18 protein-coding genes and 1 pseudogene are annotated in these 17,450 nt (G+C 39.8%); 15 read left to right on the forward strand and 4 right to left on the reverse strand.

Going from position 1 to position 17,450, the window contains the following annotated elements:
* Positions 1-84 precede the first annotated feature (84 nt).
* The 3 genes from V7161_RS06770 (at position 85) to V7161_RS06780 (ending at position 1,810) form a co-directional block, all read left to right on the forward strand.
* Positions 85-480 (forward strand): VOC family protein, encoded by a 396-nt coding sequence (locus V7161_RS06770; RefSeq protein ID WP_335443385.1) that lies wholly within the window; start codon positions 85-87, stop codon positions 478-480.
* Between the two features lie 111 nt (positions 481-591).
* Positions 592-1,089, forward strand: coding sequence for a DUF1456 family protein (locus V7161_RS06775; RefSeq protein ID WP_335443387.1), 498 nt, complete (start codon positions 592-594; stop codon positions 1,087-1,089).
* Between the two features lie 13 nt (positions 1,090-1,102).
* Positions 1,103-1,810 carry a M48 family metallopeptidase gene (locus tag V7161_RS06780; RefSeq protein ID WP_335443388.1) on the forward strand — a complete coding sequence of 236 codons (708 nt, stop codon included), beginning with the start codon at positions 1,103-1,105 and terminating at the stop codon, positions 1,808-1,810.
* Positions 1,811-1,836: 26 nt separating this feature from the next.
* On the opposite strand, the gene V7161_RS06785 is transcribed toward V7161_RS06780, so the two are convergent.
* Positions 1,837-2,337: a hypothetical protein gene (locus V7161_RS06785; protein ID WP_335443390.1), complete on the reverse strand. Its 501-nt coding sequence runs from the start codon at positions 2,335-2,337 to the stop codon at positions 1,837-1,839.
* A gap of 94 nt (positions 2,338-2,431) precedes the next feature.
* Here V7161_RS06785 and V7161_RS06790 point away from each other — a divergent pair, with 94 nt between their 5' ends.
* The 7 genes and pseudogenes from V7161_RS06790 (at position 2,432) to V7161_RS06820 (ending at position 9,054) form a co-directional block, all read left to right on the forward strand.
* Entirely contained in the window at positions 2,432-3,013 is a 582-nt protein-coding gene (locus V7161_RS06790; protein ID WP_335443392.1) for a vWA domain-containing protein, read from the forward strand.
* A 276-nt stretch (positions 3,014-3,289) separates the two neighbouring features.
* Positions 3,290-4,066 carry a transporter substrate-binding domain-containing protein gene (locus V7161_RS06795; RefSeq protein ID WP_335443394.1) on the forward strand — a complete coding sequence of 259 codons (777 nt, stop codon included), beginning with the start codon at positions 3,290-3,292 and terminating at the stop codon, positions 4,064-4,066.
* A gap of 63 nt (positions 4,067-4,129) precedes the next feature.
* A complete protein-coding gene (locus tag V7161_RS06800; protein ID WP_335443396.1) occupies positions 4,130-4,774 on the forward strand; it encodes an amino acid ABC transporter permease in 645 nt (214 codons plus the stop codon).
* Positions 4,771-5,499: an amino acid ABC transporter ATP-binding protein gene (locus V7161_RS06805; RefSeq protein ID WP_335443398.1), complete on the forward strand. Its 729-nt coding sequence runs from the start codon at positions 4,771-4,773 to the stop codon at positions 5,497-5,499. Before V7161_RS06800 ends, V7161_RS06805 begins: the two co-directional genes overlap by 4 nt.
* 103 nt (positions 5,500-5,602) lie before the next feature.
* Positions 5,603-7,048: an HD-GYP domain-containing protein gene (locus V7161_RS06810; protein ID WP_335443400.1), complete on the forward strand. Its 1,446-nt coding sequence runs from the start codon at positions 5,603-5,605 to the stop codon at positions 7,046-7,048.
* Between the two features lie 146 nt (positions 7,049-7,194).
* Positions 7,195-8,398: pseudogene (locus V7161_RS06815) on the forward strand (MFS transporter).
* A gap of 50 nt (positions 8,399-8,448) precedes the next feature.
* Entirely contained in the window at positions 8,449-9,054 is a 606-nt protein-coding gene (locus V7161_RS06820) for an SAM-dependent methyltransferase (protein ID WP_335443402.1), read from the forward strand.
* 30 nt (positions 9,055-9,084) lie between these two features.
* Here the strand turns inward: V7161_RS06820 and V7161_RS06825 are convergent, their stop codons facing one another.
* Positions 9,085-9,660: a hypothetical protein gene (locus V7161_RS06825; protein ID WP_335443404.1), complete on the reverse strand. Its 576-nt coding sequence runs from the start codon at positions 9,658-9,660 to the stop codon at positions 9,085-9,087.
* 185 nt (positions 9,661-9,845) lie between these two features.
* Here V7161_RS06825 and V7161_RS06830 point away from each other — a divergent pair, with 185 nt between their 5' ends.
* The 5 genes from V7161_RS06830 (at position 9,846) to V7161_RS06850 (ending at position 15,904) form a co-directional block, all read left to right on the forward strand.
* Positions 9,846-11,963: a sensor histidine kinase gene (locus tag V7161_RS06830; protein ID WP_335443406.1), complete on the forward strand. Its 2,118-nt coding sequence runs from the start codon at positions 9,846-9,848 to the stop codon at positions 11,961-11,963.
* Positions 11,960-12,628 carry a response regulator transcription factor gene (locus V7161_RS06835; protein WP_335443408.1) on the forward strand — a complete coding sequence of 223 codons (669 nt, stop codon included), beginning with the start codon at positions 11,960-11,962 and terminating at the stop codon, positions 12,626-12,628. Before V7161_RS06830 ends, V7161_RS06835 begins: the two co-directional genes overlap by 4 nt.
* Before the next feature lie 13 nt (positions 12,629-12,641).
* On the forward strand, positions 12,642-13,196 hold the full coding sequence (locus V7161_RS06840) for a histidine phosphatase family protein (protein ID WP_335443410.1): 555 nt from the start codon (positions 12,642-12,644) through the stop codon (positions 13,194-13,196).
* Entirely contained in the window at positions 13,193-14,200 is a 1,008-nt protein-coding gene (locus tag V7161_RS06845) for a DUF418 domain-containing protein (RefSeq protein WP_420491590.1), read from the forward strand. The genes V7161_RS06840 and V7161_RS06845 overlap by 4 nt, the downstream gene beginning before the upstream one ends.
* Positions 14,201-14,443: 243 nt before the next feature.
* Positions 14,444-15,904, forward strand: a complete 1,461-nt coding sequence (locus V7161_RS06850) for a PAS domain-containing sensor histidine kinase (RefSeq protein ID WP_335443414.1) — start codon at positions 14,444-14,446, stop codon at positions 15,902-15,904.
* A 55-nt stretch (positions 15,905-15,959) separates the two neighbouring features.
* Here the strand turns inward: V7161_RS06850 and V7161_RS06855 are convergent, their stop codons facing one another.
* Together V7161_RS06855 and V7161_RS06860 are read right to left on the reverse strand one after the other, a co-directional pair.
* Positions 15,960-16,496, reverse strand: a complete 537-nt coding sequence (locus V7161_RS06855) for a ribonuclease H-like YkuK family protein (RefSeq protein WP_335443416.1) — start codon at positions 16,494-16,496, stop codon at positions 15,960-15,962.
* Between the two features lie 272 nt (positions 16,497-16,768).
* The gene (locus V7161_RS06860; protein ID WP_335443418.1) at positions 16,769-17,272 is read right to left on the reverse strand and encodes a DinB family protein; all 504 of its coding nucleotides are present in this window, start codon (positions 17,270-17,272) and stop codon (positions 16,769-16,771) included.
* Positions 17,273-17,450 lie beyond the last annotated feature (178 nt).

Here is a 17,450-nt window from a genome sequence, read left to right on the forward strand (position 1 = left end):
CAAATTTTTCACGATAATAGAGAGGAAATTGAAATCGGGCATTGAATGATTTAAGGGAATTTATATAGAAAATAGGAGGTAATTATGGGGAGATTAGTTCATTTCGAAATCCATGTAAGTGACATGGAACGGGCTAAGAAGTTTTACGGTGAGGTGTTCGGCTGGACATTCCAAGATTGGAGTGATTATGCGGGTATGCCCTACTTTGGAGCCGTGACTGGCGATGAAAATCAACTTGGAATCAATGGGGCATTAATGCAGCGCCAAAGTGCTTCGCCAGAACCAAACCAAGCACTAAATGGTTATGCTTGTACAATGGGTGTGGAAAACTACGATGTAACAGAGTCCAAAATTCTGGAGAATGGCGGAAAGGTAGCGATGGCAAAGTACGCCTTGCCTGGAATGGCATGGCAGGGATACTATATTGATACTGAAGGAAATATATTTGGGATTCATCAGCCAGATGCGAATGCGAAATAGAATTTTTTCATAAGCATCGACTTATAGTTGCTGGATTGCACCAAGATAGCTTGATATAATAGTGCCTGTTGCCTTTGGTGACAGGCATTATTTTAAAATCGGAGGTCTATTGTGGATAATAACGACATATTAATTCGCCTAAGATATGCACTTGAATTGAAAAATAAAGAAATGGCTGAAATATTTAAGCTTGGCGGCGAGGAAGTAACAGTGCCAGAAGTGATAAAGATACTCACAAAATCAGATGATGAAGAACCGGAAAATGACGATCAAATCAAATGTAATAACAGTATGTTCGATTCCTTTTTAAATGGCTTTATTATTTTTAAAAGAGGAAAACAAGAACCCAAACCAGGACAGCCTGAAACACCCTCACCAGTATCATCAAAGAGCGTAAACGTTAATAATCTCCTGTTAAAGAAAGTAAAAATAGCTCTATCGTTAACGACAGACGACATGCTGGATATATTCGATAAAGCCGGAATCACCGTCTCAAAAGGAGAACTCGGCGCTTTATTAAGGAAAGAAGGGCATAAGAATTATAAAGAGTGCGGCGATAAATTCGCTAGGAATTTCTTAAAGGGTCTAGCTATCAAATACAGGGGATAAAGGCATTAAAGTTATGATACATACCTACTCTGGTAAGACGATACGTTTTGAGATAAAGTACAAAAACCGAACCTCTATAGGTATTATGATAGATAGTTATGGAAATGTGGAAGTCCAGGCTCCAAAAGGGACGCCTGATGAAAGGGTGTTTCAATTATTAGAGGATAATTGGGATCTCATTCAGCAAAAATTAAAAGAAATGTTGGATAGGCTCCAAGGGCCGCAGCAAAAGGTCTATGAGCCAGGGGAGAGCTTTCTTTATTTAGGAAACACCTATCCAATACAGATTTTTCAGGAGAACAATATCGAGCAGGACTATGTGGTGTTTGAAGGTGATAAGTTACATATATATGTAACGCAGCTTGAAGATGAGAAAATAAAACACGCATTGAGGCGATTCTATTATCAGCAGTGCAAAGCCTTAGTAGAGAAGAGTATCTCATTTTATCAAAGCAACTTCAAAACAAAACCTCGTTCTATTCGTATCACGGATAGCAAAACTACCTGGGGAACCTGTGATTCGAGGCACCAGTTAACCTTTAATTGGAGACTGGCAATGGCACCGCAGAAGGTCATCGACTATGTGGTCGTGCACGAAATGTGTCATATGATCCATCTGAATCACGACCGCTCCTTCTGGCGCCTTGTTGGAAAGATCATGCCTGATTACAAGGAACAAGAAAACTGGCTGACTTTATCAAACTGGAAAATGACGGTTTAGGAGTCAGCGATATAGGTCAAACCCCTTCAATCTGCCACCCCGCTTAACGGTTTCAAACTGAAGTAGTCCAAGGCCTGATTGACGGAATGGATATCAAATATTTTTTTCTCAATACAAAATTGAATGACTAAATCAAATGTTTCACTGTCAGACAAAGAGAAACCGGCTGAACTTAACAGTTTATCGGTTTCTTTTTTATTTAGCTCAAGAGCGAGCGCCAAAGCAATCGTGGTATTTTTTCTTGGCCGATATTCGGGATTCGAGCGAATTTTGGAGAAATGCCTGCGGTCAATTCCTGCTTTTTTGTAAATTTCAGAGTCACTAGCCCCTTTTTTATCAATGAGGGTAAACAAGGTCTGATTAAAGGTTGGCTTTCGCTTGATTTTAATAAAATCCTCAATCTCGCTATTTTGTAGATCCTCAGAAAAAATAATTCCCTCTATATGACTTTCCGTTGTGAAAACCAATATGTTTAAGTGAGCTTCAACATATACCTGCAATTCTATTAAAAGCTTCTTATCTAGCATAACTTCCCCTCCAAAAATGTCGCCTATGAAGCGACCAAATAATGGATGAACTCAAATAATATTATAGTATAAACAATTGGAAAGGATGATAGAAATGAACAAGAATTTAACAGAGATAATTTTCCTGCTGGATCGAAGCGGATCGATGAGTGGTCTTGAAAGTGATACAATGGGCGGGTTTAATGCTTTTATTGAAAAACAGAGGAAATTGGCAGGCGAAACCATCGTGACAACTGTGCTTTTCGATGATCAGTATGAAATTTTATGGAATGGCATCGATGCCCAGAAAGCTAGATTAACGGATAAGGAATATTATGTAAGGGGCTGCACCGCACTGCTGGATGCAGTTGGGAAGACAATCTTGGATGTAGGTTATCGATTATCCAACACGAGCGAGGATAAAAGACCTGGTAAAGTGATTTTTGTCATTACAACAGACGGGATGGAAAATGCCAGCCGCGAATACACCTATAAAAAGGTGAAAGAGCTAATCCAACACCAACAGGAGAAATATAACTGGGAGTTCATTTTCCTTGGTGCCAACATTGACGCGGAGAAAGAGGCGGACAGCCTTGGAATTGACATGGAAAACGCTTATAGCTTTGAGGCTTCGGAAAAGGGTGTCGAAGTAATGTACGATGTGGTAAGTAAAGCAGTATCTGAAATGAGACAATGAAAAATAAACAAAAGCCCTATTACATAAAAAGTAGTAGGGCTTTTAATTTAAAATATTATTCAAAATTTATTATGTGTTCAATTCAATATTTGTAAAACCTCTTAAAATATAGCAGCGACAATGGTGCAGCACGCCCTTGTTATATTTATTCATTGAAAAGAATTTATATTCCAATAATTTATACTTTTTAAATGATTAATAACTATGCTATATTAGTAAGGGAATTTCAATATATTCTGCTAAAAAGAATTATCAAAAAATATAGGGGTGACTTAAATGAAGAAATTGGGTTTATTAAGCTTGTTTTTGATTCTATCAATCTTTATTGCTGCTTGTGGAAGCAGTGATACAGCAGGTGAGAAAGAAGAAAAAGGCAGCGGCAAAGTATATAAAGTTGGTGTCGATACGACTTATCCTCCATTTGAATTTAAAGAAGGAAATGATTATAAAGGAATTGATATTGATTTAATCAATGCGATTGCGAAAAACCAAGGCTTTAAAATTGAACTTTCTCCAATGGACTTCGGGGGAATTATTCCAGCAATGCAAGCGAATCAATTAGATGTTGCTATTGCTGGTATGAGTATCACGGACGAAAGAAAGAAAGTAGTCGATTTCTCAACACCGTATTTTGATGCAGGATTAACAGTGGTTGTAAAAAATGATAATTCAACAATTAAATCTGTTGATGACCTAAAAGGTAAAACTGTTGCTGTTAAAAAAGGAACAACTGGTGCGAAATATGCACAGGATAATGCAGCTAAGCTAGGAATCAATGTTGTTCAATTTAACGACAGCCCGGCAATGTTCCAAGAAGTATCAAACGGAAATGCTGATGCACTTATTGAAGATTATCCAGTAATCTCTTATGCTATTGCCCAAAAAGACCTCGGCTTAAAAATCGTTGGTGACCGTTTAAATGGAGACCAATATGGAATTGCCGTATTAAAAGGACAAAACCAAGATCTTTTGAAAAAAATTGATAAAGGTCTTGCTGAACTGAAGAAGGATGGAACTTACGATAAAATCATTAAAACTTATCTGGGTGAATAATAGATAAGCCAAACTTAAGGCGCGCGTACCTGCGCGCTTTCTTTTTGAAAGGGGATGATCAGGATGGATATAATTTCAGCAGCTTTGCCTATGTTATTAAAAGGGCTTCAAGTAACCCTCTATATATTTGTAATAGCTATTATTCTAGGTTTTTTAATTGGTTTGGTCGTGGCCTTATTACGATTAGCCCCAATAAAGATTTTGAAATGGATTGCAAAGATATATGTTGACGCAATTCGCGGAACGCCATTTATTGTTCAATTGTTCTTTATTTATTTCGGTGTCAATTCCCTGCATATAGTGTCATTGAATAGTACAACAGCAGGGATTATCACGGTTGCCATCAATGCAGGGGCTTATTTTGCTGAGATCATTCGTGCCGGAATTCAGTCAATTGATAAAGGGCAAACGGAAGCCGCAAGATCGATTGGTTTCACGGCCTCCCAAACCATGCGCTATGTCGTGCTTCCTCAGGCTTTTAGAAGAATGCTTCCTACCATTACGAACCAGTCTATTATTAGCTTAAAGGATACGTCTCTTTTATCTGTTATCGGGATAGCCGATCTAACACAGCAAGGACAAATTCAGGCATCGGCTACCTTTGAAGCGTTTAAAATTTGGCTGGCAGTCGGTGTGATTTACTTTATTATTATTTATTTATTAACCATTCTTGCTAATTTCATCGAAAGGAGGATTCAGCTTCGATGAGTATTATCACTGTTAAAAACTTAAGAAAATCGTTTGGAAAAGTAGAGGTTCTAAAAGATATTAATGCCGCAGTTCAAGAAAAAGAGGTAGTTTGTGTAATCGGTCCTTCCGGATCGGGAAAAAGTACCTTCCTCCGCTGTTTAAATCGCCTTGAAGAGATTTCAGGCGGCGAGGTGGTTATTAATGGACATGATATTACCGATTCGAAAATCAATATTAATAAAGTTAGACAAGAGGTTGGGATGGTTTTCCAGCAATTCAATCTTTTCCCGCATAAATCGGTGTTAGAAAATATCACGATGGGTCCAATTAAAATCCTCGGCACAGAGAAAGCAGAAGCGGAAAAAATAGCCCTTGAGTTATTAAGTAAGGTTGGCCTGCGTGAAAAGGCCAACAGCTATCCGGGAGAACTTTCCGGTGGACAAAAACAGCGTGTTGCTATCGCAAGAGCACTTGCTATGAATCCGAAAATCATGCTATTTGATGAACCAACCTCTGCACTAGACCCAGAAATGGTTGGAGATGTTTTGGAAGTTATGAAACAGCTCGCAAAAGAAGGAATGACCATGGTGGTTGTTACCCATGAGATGGGCTTTGCCAGAGAGGTTGGCGATCGAGTCATTTTCATGGATGGGGGATATATTGTAGAAGAAAATATACCAAATGAACTATTTAGTAACCCTCAGCATGAGCGTACCAAGGCGTTTTTAAGTAAGGTGCTTTAAGGTTGAATATTTTCAAAAAAACCCAGTCATTTGACTGGGTTTTAGTTTTAATTAGAGCGCTGCAGCATATGATTGAATATCTATTCGTTTTTGGAGGATGGTTATGAAGTCTTACAGTTTTCTGTGGCCGTTGATTGCTGCGTCATTTCCCTACATATTATTTGAGGCTTTTCATCAAGGCATACTAAAGGATGAATTTTTCCGGGTGCCGAGGGGGCATTTTTATATCGTCAGTCTCGTATCCCTTATGGCAAGTATTATCGCAATTGCTGTTGGGATTGCTGGTGTGAGAATCCGCAATATAAAAGTTAGTTTTCTGTCACTTTCTTTCTTCTCTCTTGGGATTATGTTTTCGATTCATGGACTGGCTACTCCGGATTTTTTTCTCGATGCCTACCATTTGCCTGCCGTTGCAGCCCAATTAAGCGTGTTATTAGCAACGGTTTGGATATGGCTGTCTTCACTGCCTTCGGACAACCCTCTAGTAACTTTTTTAGCAAAACGGCAGCGGTGGCTGCTCCCATTATGGACGCCAGTTTTAGTCGTTTTTTCGATCATTGGGTTCCTGAATCCTCATCTTACCCATGCTATTCCATTACATGTAATGCCATTAAATCTGATTTTGACGATTGTCATTCTGTTATTAAATGGCTTGGCAGCTTATCGCTATTATCAATCCTATCTATTTACACGATTTCCGTTACAATTATCGATTGTATATAGTTCCGGATGGTTCATGGCCTCGCAGCTTATTATGGTAAGAGGGACGGAATGGAACCTAAGCTGGTGGATTTATCATTTCTTATTACTCGCATCAATGATTGTTATGATTACCGGACTCATCAAACAGTATGGCGTAAAAGGGACACTAGCGGAATCGATCCGCTCCCTCTATACTACCGACCCTTTCGAACGAGTGATGAACAGTATTGGACAAAGTGTCAAAGCCTTAGTGAATGCTACTGAAAAAAAGGATCTCTATACCGTAGGCCATACCTTCAGGGTTACCTTGTATGCGTTGCAGCTTGCAGAAGAACTTGGATTGAAACCGGAACAGATGCGTGCGGTTGTACAGGGAGGGCTTGTCCATGATGTCGGAAAAATTAGTGTCCCCGATGCGATTTTAAATAAACCTGGGAAGCTAGAGCCGGACGAAAGAGCTATTATCGAAAAGCACCCTTTAGATGGCTACGAGATTTGCAGGGAGCTCGGCTTTATGATGGAAGAGCTGGGAATTATCCGCTCCCATCATGAAAAATGGGATGGCAGCGGTTATCCTGCCCAATTAAAAGGCGAAGACATACCCTTCTTTGCTAGAATTATGGCTGTTGCTGATGTCTATGATGCTCTCACCTCAGAACGTTCTTACCGTAAAGCGTGGCCCCATTCGGAAGCGATGAAATTTTTAATCGAAAACAAGGGCACCCATTTTGATCCGATTTGTGTAGAAGCTTGGGAAAAGCTTTGTTTGCGAAGTCCATCTGTTTATCAATATCCAGCGCAGGTAATCAAGGATGAATTGGCTATCCGCCAGATTTCTTCATTATAAATAATAATGGCATGACTCCGAAACAATAGGAATCATGCCGTTTTTTCTTTTACACCATTGACTCAAGGTAGTTCTTAATTCATTGAATTTTATCTGATTGAAGAGTAAAGTGATAAAGGAATAAATAAAATGAGAGAAGGATTTTTTTGGGAAAGCTTCAGCAAGGGACAACCGCATTTCGTAAAGCAAATCTTGCCCTTTTTGCAGGGGGCTTTGTTACATTTTCCATTCTTTATGACGTACAGCCGCTAATGCCGATTTTCTCAAAAGAGTTTGGTGTGCGTGCTGCCACGGGGAGTCTAACGTTATCAGTCACTACGTTTACTCTTGCCTTATTCATGCTGTTACTAGTTCATTTTCTGAGGCATGGGGACGAAAAATTATCATGGCGTCTTCGTTAATCTTGTCTTCACTTATTGTTATTGTTACGGCTTTTAGCCCTGATTTTGGGTCATTACTGGCATTCCGTGTACTACAAGGTGTTGTTCTTGCGGGCCTTCCCGCCATTGCGATGGCCTATCTTGGAGAAGAGGTCGACCCAAATAGTTTGGGCGTGGCAATGGGACTTTATATAAGCGGCAATTCCATCGGAGGAATGGCTGGGAGAATTATTACAGGCTAAGTTACGGACTTTTTTTCGTGGCGGATTGCCATGGGCAGTATCGGTGTCATCAGCCTATTGCTAAGTATCTGGTTTTGGCTGAGTTTGCCGGAATCACGAAATTTTAAACCAAAACCTTTGAATTTAAAAGCTTTATTTGATTCTTTGTACCGTCATTTGAGGGATCCTGCTTTACTATGCTTATTTGGAATTGCGTTTATCTTAATGGGAAGCTTTGTTACTTTATATAATTATATTGGCTTTCAATTGCTGGAGCCGCCTTATCAGTTAAGCCAGACCATTATCGGATGGATTTTTATTGTTTATTTAACAGGTACCTTCAGTTCAACTTGGATGGGACGATTATCGGATTCGCTCGGGCGCCGCAAAGTCCTTTGGATTGGACTTTTGATTATGCTTACAGGAGCGCTATTAACCCTAGGCGAACCGTTAGTATTAAAAATATTCGGGATTGCCACATTTACCTTTGGCTTTTTCGGCTCTCATTCGATTGCCTCAAGCTGGGTAGGACAAAGAGCGAAAACGGAAAAAGCCCAGGCTTCCTCGCTTTATTTATTTTTTTACTACAGTGGCTCAAGCATAGCAGGGTCGGCAGGGGAGTTTTCTGGACTGAATATGGCTGGGGTGGAGTTATTGGTTTTATCATTATCCTGCTCCTTTGCGCCTTCCTATTATCCATTAAGCTTTCTTCGGTTTCATCGAATGCCTTACGTGTAAAAAATAAGTAACATACATTTCCACAGCAATCTGCCTAATCATGCATACACAGGAGTCAACTATGAAAGAACATTATTACGACAAATTGTTTAATATTAAAACGAAGGGATACCCAAAGGATGTCCACAAATCCTTACATTATCATCGTTATGAACCAACTCCCTATAGTGCATTAGAGGTGCTTTTTCATCATTACAAATTAAAAAGCAGCGATTATATTGTGGACTTTGGCAGTGGAAAAGGTCGTTTGAATTTTTACATTCACTATTTATTTCATGCCCATGTCCTAGGGGTGGAGTTAGACGAATCACTTTTTCAAGATGCAATTGAAAATCGAAAAAGTTATGCAAGGAAACATAACGGTATCGATCATATTCACTTTGTTTGCTGCCTAGCTGAGGAATACCACATTAAGCCGCTAGAAAATCGGTTTTATTTTTTTAATCCGTTTTCGATACAAGTTTTCAGGAATATTCTCAATAATATTTTGCGGTCCGTAGAAGACGCAGTGCGAGATGTAGAAATAGTATTATATTATCCTTCTGAGGATTATATTTATTTTTTAGAAAACCAAACGGCCTTTGAAATGATCATGGAAATCAAATTGCCTCATGTTTATGAACATAATCCCAATGAGAGATTTTTAATCTATCGATTGGAATATTAAAAAGCCCCTTTGGAATGGGGGCTTTTGGCATTAATTAGCACTTAAATTAGATGTTGTTTTGTCTGTCTGTGAAGTTATGCTTTTGTACTTTCCTGTAAAAATGGTATAGCCCATCACAACGTAAGTTAGTCCCCAAAAGAAGGCAAACCAGTCGCCGAGGAAGGGTATTCCTAACGACAGCAGCATTAAAGCAAAAATCATGGTATACCAGCGCGGAAAGACTTTGGCGCGGAAGGTGACAATCATTAGGAGGAGCGTGCCAAGTAATAGTCCAGGATAGGTGAGCGATTCCGCGATATTAACGAACGTCCCCGGTTTCGGTAAATGTCCATAGGCGAAGAAGCCATAAAAGCCGCTTGCTAATATGATATTGCCGACTGAAAGAAGGATGGCTGCAATAAAACCCAAAACTCCTGTTTGCCGGGTTTGGGATAAAAATAGATTAATTGAACTAATCCCCATTAATATACTAGCTATTAAGGCAAAGGTTATTTCCTGTTTACTGTCTCCGCCAAAAATCAGTCCTGCCGGTGTCATCCCTATTCTTGCGATTCCTGCCAAAATACAAATCAATCCTAGCCACTTAACTACTTTTTCTAACGTCATTTTTCCCAGCTCCCTTTTGTTCCTTATTTACAAGTTAATCTTATCAAGCGGCTATTCCTATTTTCGAGAGGAGCCTATACCTAAAAGCATCGGGAACTTTTATAGGTATAATCGGGATACAATCTATACAATTAGGGTCAGCAGTTGCTATAATTTTCCTATATGTTAAAAGGGAAGGTAGAAGAATGGTGCGAAAAAGGAAGGATCTTAAATTACTGCTCTTGCAATCATTCGTTTTCCTGTTTAGCGTTTTTACGATTGTTTTTTTGCTAAATAACATTCCCCATTATTACGAAATACTTCGTTCGGAGTGTGTATTAGACACATGCAGTTCGTTGGCACCTGCGCCGCCGACAACGTTAGAAAAGTTAGCAGTCTATCACTTAACACCGGACACATACTCCTTATGGTTTGTCATCATAGAAAGTACTTTAGCCTTACTTTTTTACCTAGCCGCTTTGATTATTTTTTTAAAAAACAAGCTGGATGGGATGGGGCTTCTCGCCGCTATTGCCCTTGTAGCCTATGGGACGACGTTCACTTCACTCGTTTATATGGGGTCAGAGGGGGGCGTTATGGCTTGGGCTCCTGAGACAATTGCGGCAATCGGAAGAATGTCCTTATTTCTCTTTTTGCTGCTGTTTCCAAATGGCAGGCTTGTCCCGCGCTGGACTCTCTTTGTGTTTGTCCCGTTTTGCGTCATCCAATTTATAAGTTTACTAATGCCAAGTTCGAGATTTGAGCTGTTGAAGTGGCCGGATTCAGCGAGACTTCTTTACTATTTGCTTATGATTAGTGTCACGATTTTTTCGCAGATTTTTCGCTATCGAAGGGTATCGGGGTCAGTAGAGCAGCAGCAAACCAAATGGGTCGTTTACGGGGTAGCGATTTCTTTCATTGGATCAATTATTCTCAGTGGTTTTTTTGTTTACCCCATGTTTGCTGAAAACCCTGTTTCCTATATTTATTTAAGCGCTTTGTTGTATGCGGTTGTGGCGATTATTCCGTTAACCTTGGGGCAGGCAATCTTAAGGCGCCGTTTGTGGGATATCGATCCACTTGTAAACCGCACTATTTTATACGGGGTATTGTCCTTATCTATTATTCTCCTATACACCGGCTTAGTCATGTATTTAAGCAGTTTGTTTAAAACAGAAGGAAGTTTTATCATTTCGCTTATTTCTACAGCGGTTGTTGCAGTTCTTTTTTCTCCCTTAAAAGAGCGGCTGCAGCGGATTTTGAATCGGCTGATGAAAGGAAGACATGATGATCCCTATTCAGTCCTCAAGGAATTAGGTGATCAACTCAGTCAACCGCTAGCACCGGAAGAGGTTCTTCAAGTAGTAGCGGGGACAGTCAAAGGTGCTCTAAGGCTTCCCTTTGTCGGCATTTCTATTCGGATGAACGGCGAAGAAAAATTGGCTGCCTCCTCGGGTGACACCATCTATGATGAACACTATTTTTTTATTGTTCATGGGGGTGAGGAACTGGGGATTCTGACAGTTTCCAGCCGCTCACATGAAGAAGTCTTTACGGCAGAGGATTTAAGGCTGATGGATGTCATGCTTCGACAGACTGGACCAATACTTCAAACTGTAAAGATGACGTGGGGAATGCAGACGCTTGCGTCTGATTTGCAGGTATCCCGAGAAAGATTGGTACTAGCACGTGAGGAAGAGCGTTTGCAAATAAGGAGAAATCTGCATGACGACCTTGCCCCGAAACTACTTTCATTATCCTTTAATGTGGCAGCGGCTGAGCAGTATGTGAAAAAGAATCCGGATAAGACTCTAGAATTACTGGGCGATCTAAGAAATGTTATTAGAACGACTGTAAGTGAAATCCGCACGATGGTTCACGATTTACGGCCCCCGACTTTAGATGAATTTGGTTTAATTGGTTCCATTCAAGCTAGAATCGATGAAATGAAAAAATCGTCGGTTCCATTGATGGTGAGTTTCAGTGTCCCTGACCATATGCCTTTGTTGCCGGCTGCTGTTGAGGTTGCAGCTTACCGAATCATTACAGAAGCTTTGGTCAATGTGGTTAAGCATGCCAAGGCAGCCAAATGCACAGTGTTGATTAGAGTGATTTCAGAAAAAGACTTAGAGATTGAGGTAATCGATGATGGGATTGGACTCCCTTCCCATATTAAACCGTCGGGAAGCGGCGGGATCGGCTTGAAATCGATTAGGGAGCGGACTTCCGAGCTCGGGGGTCATTGTTCTATTGAAAAAATAGATACAGGCGGGACTCGGGTTAAAGCCCTGCTTCCATTTTTACAAGGGGAGGAAATAACGTGAAAATTTTATTGGCGGATGATCACCCATTATTTCGCAGCGGGGTCCGGAATCTTATTCAAACAACAGAAGATTTGGTAGTGATTGGAGAGGCAGCGACTGGTGATGAGGCAGTCGAAATGGCTTTGAAGCTTAAGCCTGATGTGATCGTCATGGACATTCGCATGCCCGGTTTAAACGGGATCGAGGCGACGCGGGTCATTAAAGAAAAACTGCCGGATATGAAAATATTAATTGTTACAATGCTGAAGAATGATAAGTCGGTATTCACGGCAATGAAACTGGGGGCCAGGGGCTATTGTTTAAAGGATGCGGGCGAAATGGAGCTCATGCAGGCGATTCGGATGGTGGGAAATGGCGGTGCCGTATTTAGTGCAGATATTGCGGAGCGGATGATGAACTATTTTTCCATGCCGGAGAAAAAAGAAGTTTTGAATCCCGCGCTTAGCGAGTTAACCGGAAGGGAGATCGAAGTACTAGAGCAGATTGCACAGGGCCATACCAACACCCATATTGCTGTGCGGCTGCATTTAAGCACGAAAACCGTGGCAAACCATATTTCCAACATCCTCAACAAACTACAAGTGGCGGATCGGCACGAAGCAAAGAGGCTCTACAATGCATCAATGAAATCAGTGGAATCTCAAGATGGGGATGATGAGTTTTAGGGGTGAATAGGGAATGAAAAGTATTTATGTAATTAGGCATTGTGAGGCAAAGGGACAACAACGGGAGGCACATTTATCGTCAAAAGGGGTGCAACAGGCAGAGACATTAGCAGGATTCCTTTCAAATATGGATATTGACCGGATCATATCGAGCCCATTTGTTCGGGCTATTGAATCGATACAGCCTGTGGCAGAGCGAAAAGATAAGAAACTTGAACTCGATGATCGGTTATCTGAAAGGATATTGAGCACTCGAAATTTACCTGATTGGCTTGAAAAGCTGAGGGAGGCCTTTAATGACCTGGATTTAAAATTTGATGACGGAGAATCAAGCAGGGATGCAATGAACCGTGTGACAAGCGTGGTTGAGGAAATTAGGAAAAGTGATGTGGAAAATACTCTTATTGTGACTCATGGGAATTTAATGGCGTTACTTCTAAAGAAATTCCAGCCCGATTTTGGGTTTGAGGATTGGCGGAATTTAAGTAACCCAGATGTGTTTCTTTTGCAGTTCTTGGACAATAATGAAGTGAAAGTTGAACGATTATGGGTGTCAGATACCGTATAGGGAGAAATGCGATGGAAATAAATAATCGGATTGATACGCTTGATTATTTGCGAGGCTTTGCCCTTATGGGAATTATCCTCGTCAATATTATTCCTTTGCTTTCGGTAACGCCGCCGGAACCTGGTTCACTGGATGTCTCGTATTGGAGATTTCTCTATTTGTTTGTGGAGGGCCGTTTTTACACCATCTTTACTTTTTTGTTTGGAGTTGGATTTTATCTTTTTATTAGCAGGGCCAATGCGAAAGGAAAAAATGGCTATGTATTGTTTTTTCGAAGGATCCTCGTATTGTTTATTTTTGGCTTAATCCATGTCCAGTTTCAGCAAGGGGAAGCTTTATCCATTTATGCTATTTGCGGCCTTTTTATTTTACCTTTTTATAAAGCAAATAAAATCGTTAACCTTGTGTTCGGAACCGTCATGCTAATTGTATTAAGCCTTTTTTCGAACAAAATCTTCATGGTTGTTCCATTTATGCTATTAGGAATCGCTGCCGGTCAGTTTCAGGTGTTTGAAAGGATTGCTCATCGATTGAAAGGGATTGTTATTTTTACATGTATTATGGCTGTCTTAAGTGGATTGGGATTAATCTATCAATATCAGCATTTGCCAGTAATGACGGCTGCGAATGACCTCGAGGTGCAAAGGTTCTTCAATATTGGAATTACAATCGGTCCCATTGTCTCAGCTTCTTATATTGGGGTATTCATTTTGTTATTGCAAATTCCAATTGTGCGAAAGGTTCTCTCTCCTTTAAAAAGCTATGGCAGGATGGCGCTGACGAACTATGTTTCGCAAACAGCCCTAATTTTGCTAGCAGGAGAGGCCCTTAATTTATTTAACCGGATCACTTTTGTTCAGTCCCTTTTTCTGTGTATGGCCATTTATATTATCCAGCTAATTTTTAGCACTTTATGGTTCCGTTTTTTTCGATTCGGCCCTTTCGAGTGGATTTGGCGGATGGTAACATACCTTCAAGTACCCCCAATACAGAAAAAAGAATGAGGCTAGTTTCCTTTCTTATAGAAACCGCCTCTTTCCCAAAACAAAAATAAAATTCCCTAATACAAAACAAAAACACCAAACTGTCCGCCTGCAGTGGACAAAATGGGTTAAATGTCTTTTTGTGGTGCCTGACACCACAGATGACAAGATAGATAATATTCGAAAATTTCTCTTTTCTTTATCGTATATTTCTGTAAAATGGATATGATGAGTGAGAATAATTGATTGTTTGGGGAGATCTCTATGTCGAAGAGTTTTCAGATATTTGGCGAAGCAAATGATTCTGTCATCTATAATCCTGATGAGTTAATCGATCTTTTTCTTGATTGTACAGTCGATGGAATTTGTTTAGTCGATATGGACAATCGTTTTATTCGAATAAACCGGATGTATACTAAAATATTTGGTTATACCGAGGAAGATATCATTGGGAAGAGATTTACTGAATTCCCGAATCCTGACATAGTGATCGAAATAATAGAAGCCGTCAAGCTCGGTAAGGCTTTTCATAATACCGTTACACAGCGTTACCATAAAGATGGAAGTGTGCTTGATATAGCTGTATCCTATTCACCTTTTCGAAATTCAAATGGAGATATAATCGCGATAATGGCCATTTACCGTGATATAACAGAGCACCTGAATACGGAAAGGGAATTAAAAAGAACACGGGAGCTATATGAACTAATTACTGAAAACACCTCTGATATGATCAAGGTTTATACGAAAGATAAAAAGATTCTATATGCTTCCCCATCTCATGAGAAAGGGATTGGGTATACTCCAGAGCAATTAGTTGGGCGAAATGCCTATGATATTATCTTTCCTGAGGATAAAGAATATTTTGACACCGTAGTTCAAAACTTAATCGATACTGGAGAACCACAGCTGTTTCAAATAAGGATTAAAACCGCTGATAACGATGTAATCTATTCGGAAACTAATATTTCACCTATTTATAATGAGAAAAAAGAAATTGATTCGTTTGTGGCAGTTGGAAGGAACATAACAGATAGGGTAAAAAACGACGATGCTCTTCGTAATTTAGACCGACTATCAATCATTGGCCAGCTGGCTGCAGGTGTGGCACACGAAATTCGCAATCCTTTAACCTCATTAAAGGGATTTTCAAAACTATTGAAAAGTACGAGTGAGAAGGGTAAGCAAGATAACTACTTATCTATTATTATGAACGAACTAGACCGAATTGATATGATTGTCAATGAGTTTATGTCCTTAGCAAAACCTCAGGCCATTCAATTTGAAAAGGAAAATTTAATAGGGATTTTAGATAGTACGATTAATGTTCTGCACCCGCAAGCGTTATTACATAATGTTCAATTCAAAAAAGCGTATCCGTTTGATGATATTGAGTTACTTTGCAGTCCGCACCAATTAAAGCAAGTATTTGTCAATTTCCTAAAGAATGCTATTGAGTCGATGCCAAACGGAGGAAATGTACATATTGGTATTCAAAAAGTGGAGGACAAAAGGGTACTTGTTAGTTTTAGGGATGAAGGTATAGGGATTGATACAGATCTCATGGGTTTTCTCGGAACACCATTTTATACCACAAAGGATAAAGGAATCGGACTTGGACTAACCGTCAGCAACAAAATTATACAGGAACATAACGGTATAATGAAAATTGAAAGCCAGCCAGGTGTTGGCACTATAGTCAAAGTAGAATTAGAGTGTATATAATAAAGGGTGTCAGGCACCGCACGTGGACAAATGTCCATCTGCGGTGCCTGACACCTTATTTAGTGTACCTATTCGCATAGCTGGAGGCTACGAAGGCGTCCGGCTTGATTTTGGGTTCGACTCCCATAGATTCGATCCGCGTGACCATTTCTTTTACAAATTCACTGGTCTTATTGCGTTTGCCGGCACCGATGTCGATATGACCTTCTATTGTAAATGTAGCCCCTTGATAAAGATAGGGGAGGACAATGCTAATCAATTGATTTTTTCTATCTTCCGTGAACATGGACACAATCTCTTCTGTTAACGAAAGCTCGAGGGAAATCCTCTCATGTAAATGCGTCATTTTCCTTGGTACAATCACTTTTCTAATGCACGCCCATACGCCATGTCCCTCATTTTGAATCACGATGCCAGTTATAAATATGGTCGTGGATCTATGAACTTGCGAATCTGTGCCGACCATTAATCGGTAGTTCCCATTTGGATTTATCTTCATGAACTCGACAATCCGTTCAAAGACCTGTTCAAACGACATCCCATTCTCCTGAAGATTTTGAAACGAATGATGATAAGCTTGGGATTTTTTCATTTAAAGCACCACATCTTTCCCTTCCAATCAGAAAGTTTTGTTTCGGTTCTTATTCCTATCATATGGGAAGGAATTTATAGTCGTGCAGCCTGACACCATTAAATCAAGGCTCTTTTCGTAAACTTTTCTGCTATTAGTACTTATTAAAAGTCATTTACAAAGTTTCTAGGCAATTTTCGCAAAATGTTCTTACAAAAGATGCCACGAAGAATCTTGTTAACGGGTTGATGAACTTATGCGTATAACAACAATCTTTGCGAAAATAGCCTAAATCAAAGAATTTGCGATTTGATTTCGTTGATTTGTTCGATGTGCCTCTGTTCATGTAAATAGATAAGTTCAATCCATTGAATAAGGGGGAGTTCGCCAAATAGAGGATGTTTTGCTGATTTATCACGCAAAATGGAATCGTTTTCGATTTTGTTTAAAACGTTTAGCAGCATCGTTCTCGATTCCTTAAGCATATTGAGGATGTGGTGAATTTCAAAGGGTTCTTCACTAGGTATAACGAAACTTGGTGCGTCAATTTTCTTTGTACGGTCGGAGATATTATCGATTGATTTTGGTTCGACCTTTGGGCTGTCCTTTTGTTTCAGAGCATAATTAATCCCATGTACAAATGATTTTTCTGCTAAATAAAGGTGATAACATACTTGAGCCACGCTCCACGTGTCACTTCGTAAAACAGTATTCAGTTCTTCAAAACTTAAGGTAGTAATTTCATCTAATAACTGCTTCCTCGTTTCCACCAGGTTTCCAAAAATGATTTGATTCATAAGCAAACTCCCCTCAAATGTTAAATGTCCATTTAGATTCCCTACTGTGTTATATTCGCCTGCTTTGAAAATATGCCTTTTAAAGTGGTGTCAGGCACCACTTATGGACATTTGTGTGTATAGGATGGACACAGCATTTCTTATCAATGGCCGTGATGCTTGTATATTTATATACGTC

This window comes from Neobacillus drentensis, assembly GCF_036965425.1.
GTDB lineage: Bacteria > Bacillota > Bacilli > Bacillales > Cytobacillaceae > Neobacillus > Neobacillus drentensis_F.

Coding starts and splice junctions, on each gene's coding strand:
- V7161_RS06855 (WP_335443416.1), bottom strand. CDS start 16,496: ATGAAAAAATCCCAAGCTTATCATCATTCGTTTCAAAATCTTCAGGAG.
- V7161_RS06850 (WP_335443414.1), top strand. CDS start 14,444: ATGTCGAAGAGTTTTCAGATATTTGGCGAAGCAAATGATTCTGTCATC.
- V7161_RS06860 (WP_335443418.1), bottom strand. CDS start 17,272: ATGAATCAAATCATTTTTGGAAACCTGGTGGAAACGAGGAAGCAGTTA.
- V7161_RS06805 (WP_335443398.1), top strand. CDS start 4,771: ATGAGTATTATCACTGTTAAAAACTTAAGAAAATCGTTTGGAAAAGTA.
- V7161_RS06820 (WP_335443402.1), top strand. CDS start 8,449: ATGAAAGAACATTATTACGACAAATTGTTTAATATTAAAACGAAGGGA.
- V7161_RS06770 (WP_335443385.1), top strand. CDS start 85: ATGGGGAGATTAGTTCATTTCGAAATCCATGTAAGTGACATGGAACGG.
- V7161_RS06795 (WP_335443394.1), top strand. CDS start 3,290: ATGAAGAAATTGGGTTTATTAAGCTTGTTTTTGATTCTATCAATCTTT.
- V7161_RS06810 (WP_335443400.1), top strand. CDS start 5,603: ATGAAGTCTTACAGTTTTCTGTGGCCGTTGATTGCTGCGTCATTTCCC.
- V7161_RS06800 (WP_335443396.1), top strand. CDS start 4,130: ATGGATATAATTTCAGCAGCTTTGCCTATGTTATTAAAAGGGCTTCAA.
- V7161_RS06785 (WP_335443390.1), bottom strand. CDS start 2,337: ATGCTAGATAAGAAGCTTTTAATAGAATTGCAGGTATATGTTGAAGCT.
- V7161_RS06825 (WP_335443404.1), bottom strand. CDS start 9,660: ATGACGTTAGAAAAAGTAGTTAAGTGGCTAGGATTGATTTGTATTTTG.
- V7161_RS06790 (WP_335443392.1), top strand. CDS start 2,432: ATGAACAAGAATTTAACAGAGATAATTTTCCTGCTGGATCGAAGCGGA.
- V7161_RS06830 (WP_335443406.1), top strand. CDS start 9,846: ATGGTGCGAAAAAGGAAGGATCTTAAATTACTGCTCTTGCAATCATTC.
- V7161_RS06780 (WP_335443388.1), top strand. CDS start 1,103: ATGATACATACCTACTCTGGTAAGACGATACGTTTTGAGATAAAGTAC.
- V7161_RS06840 (WP_335443410.1), top strand. CDS start 12,642: ATGAAAAGTATTTATGTAATTAGGCATTGTGAGGCAAAGGGACAACAA.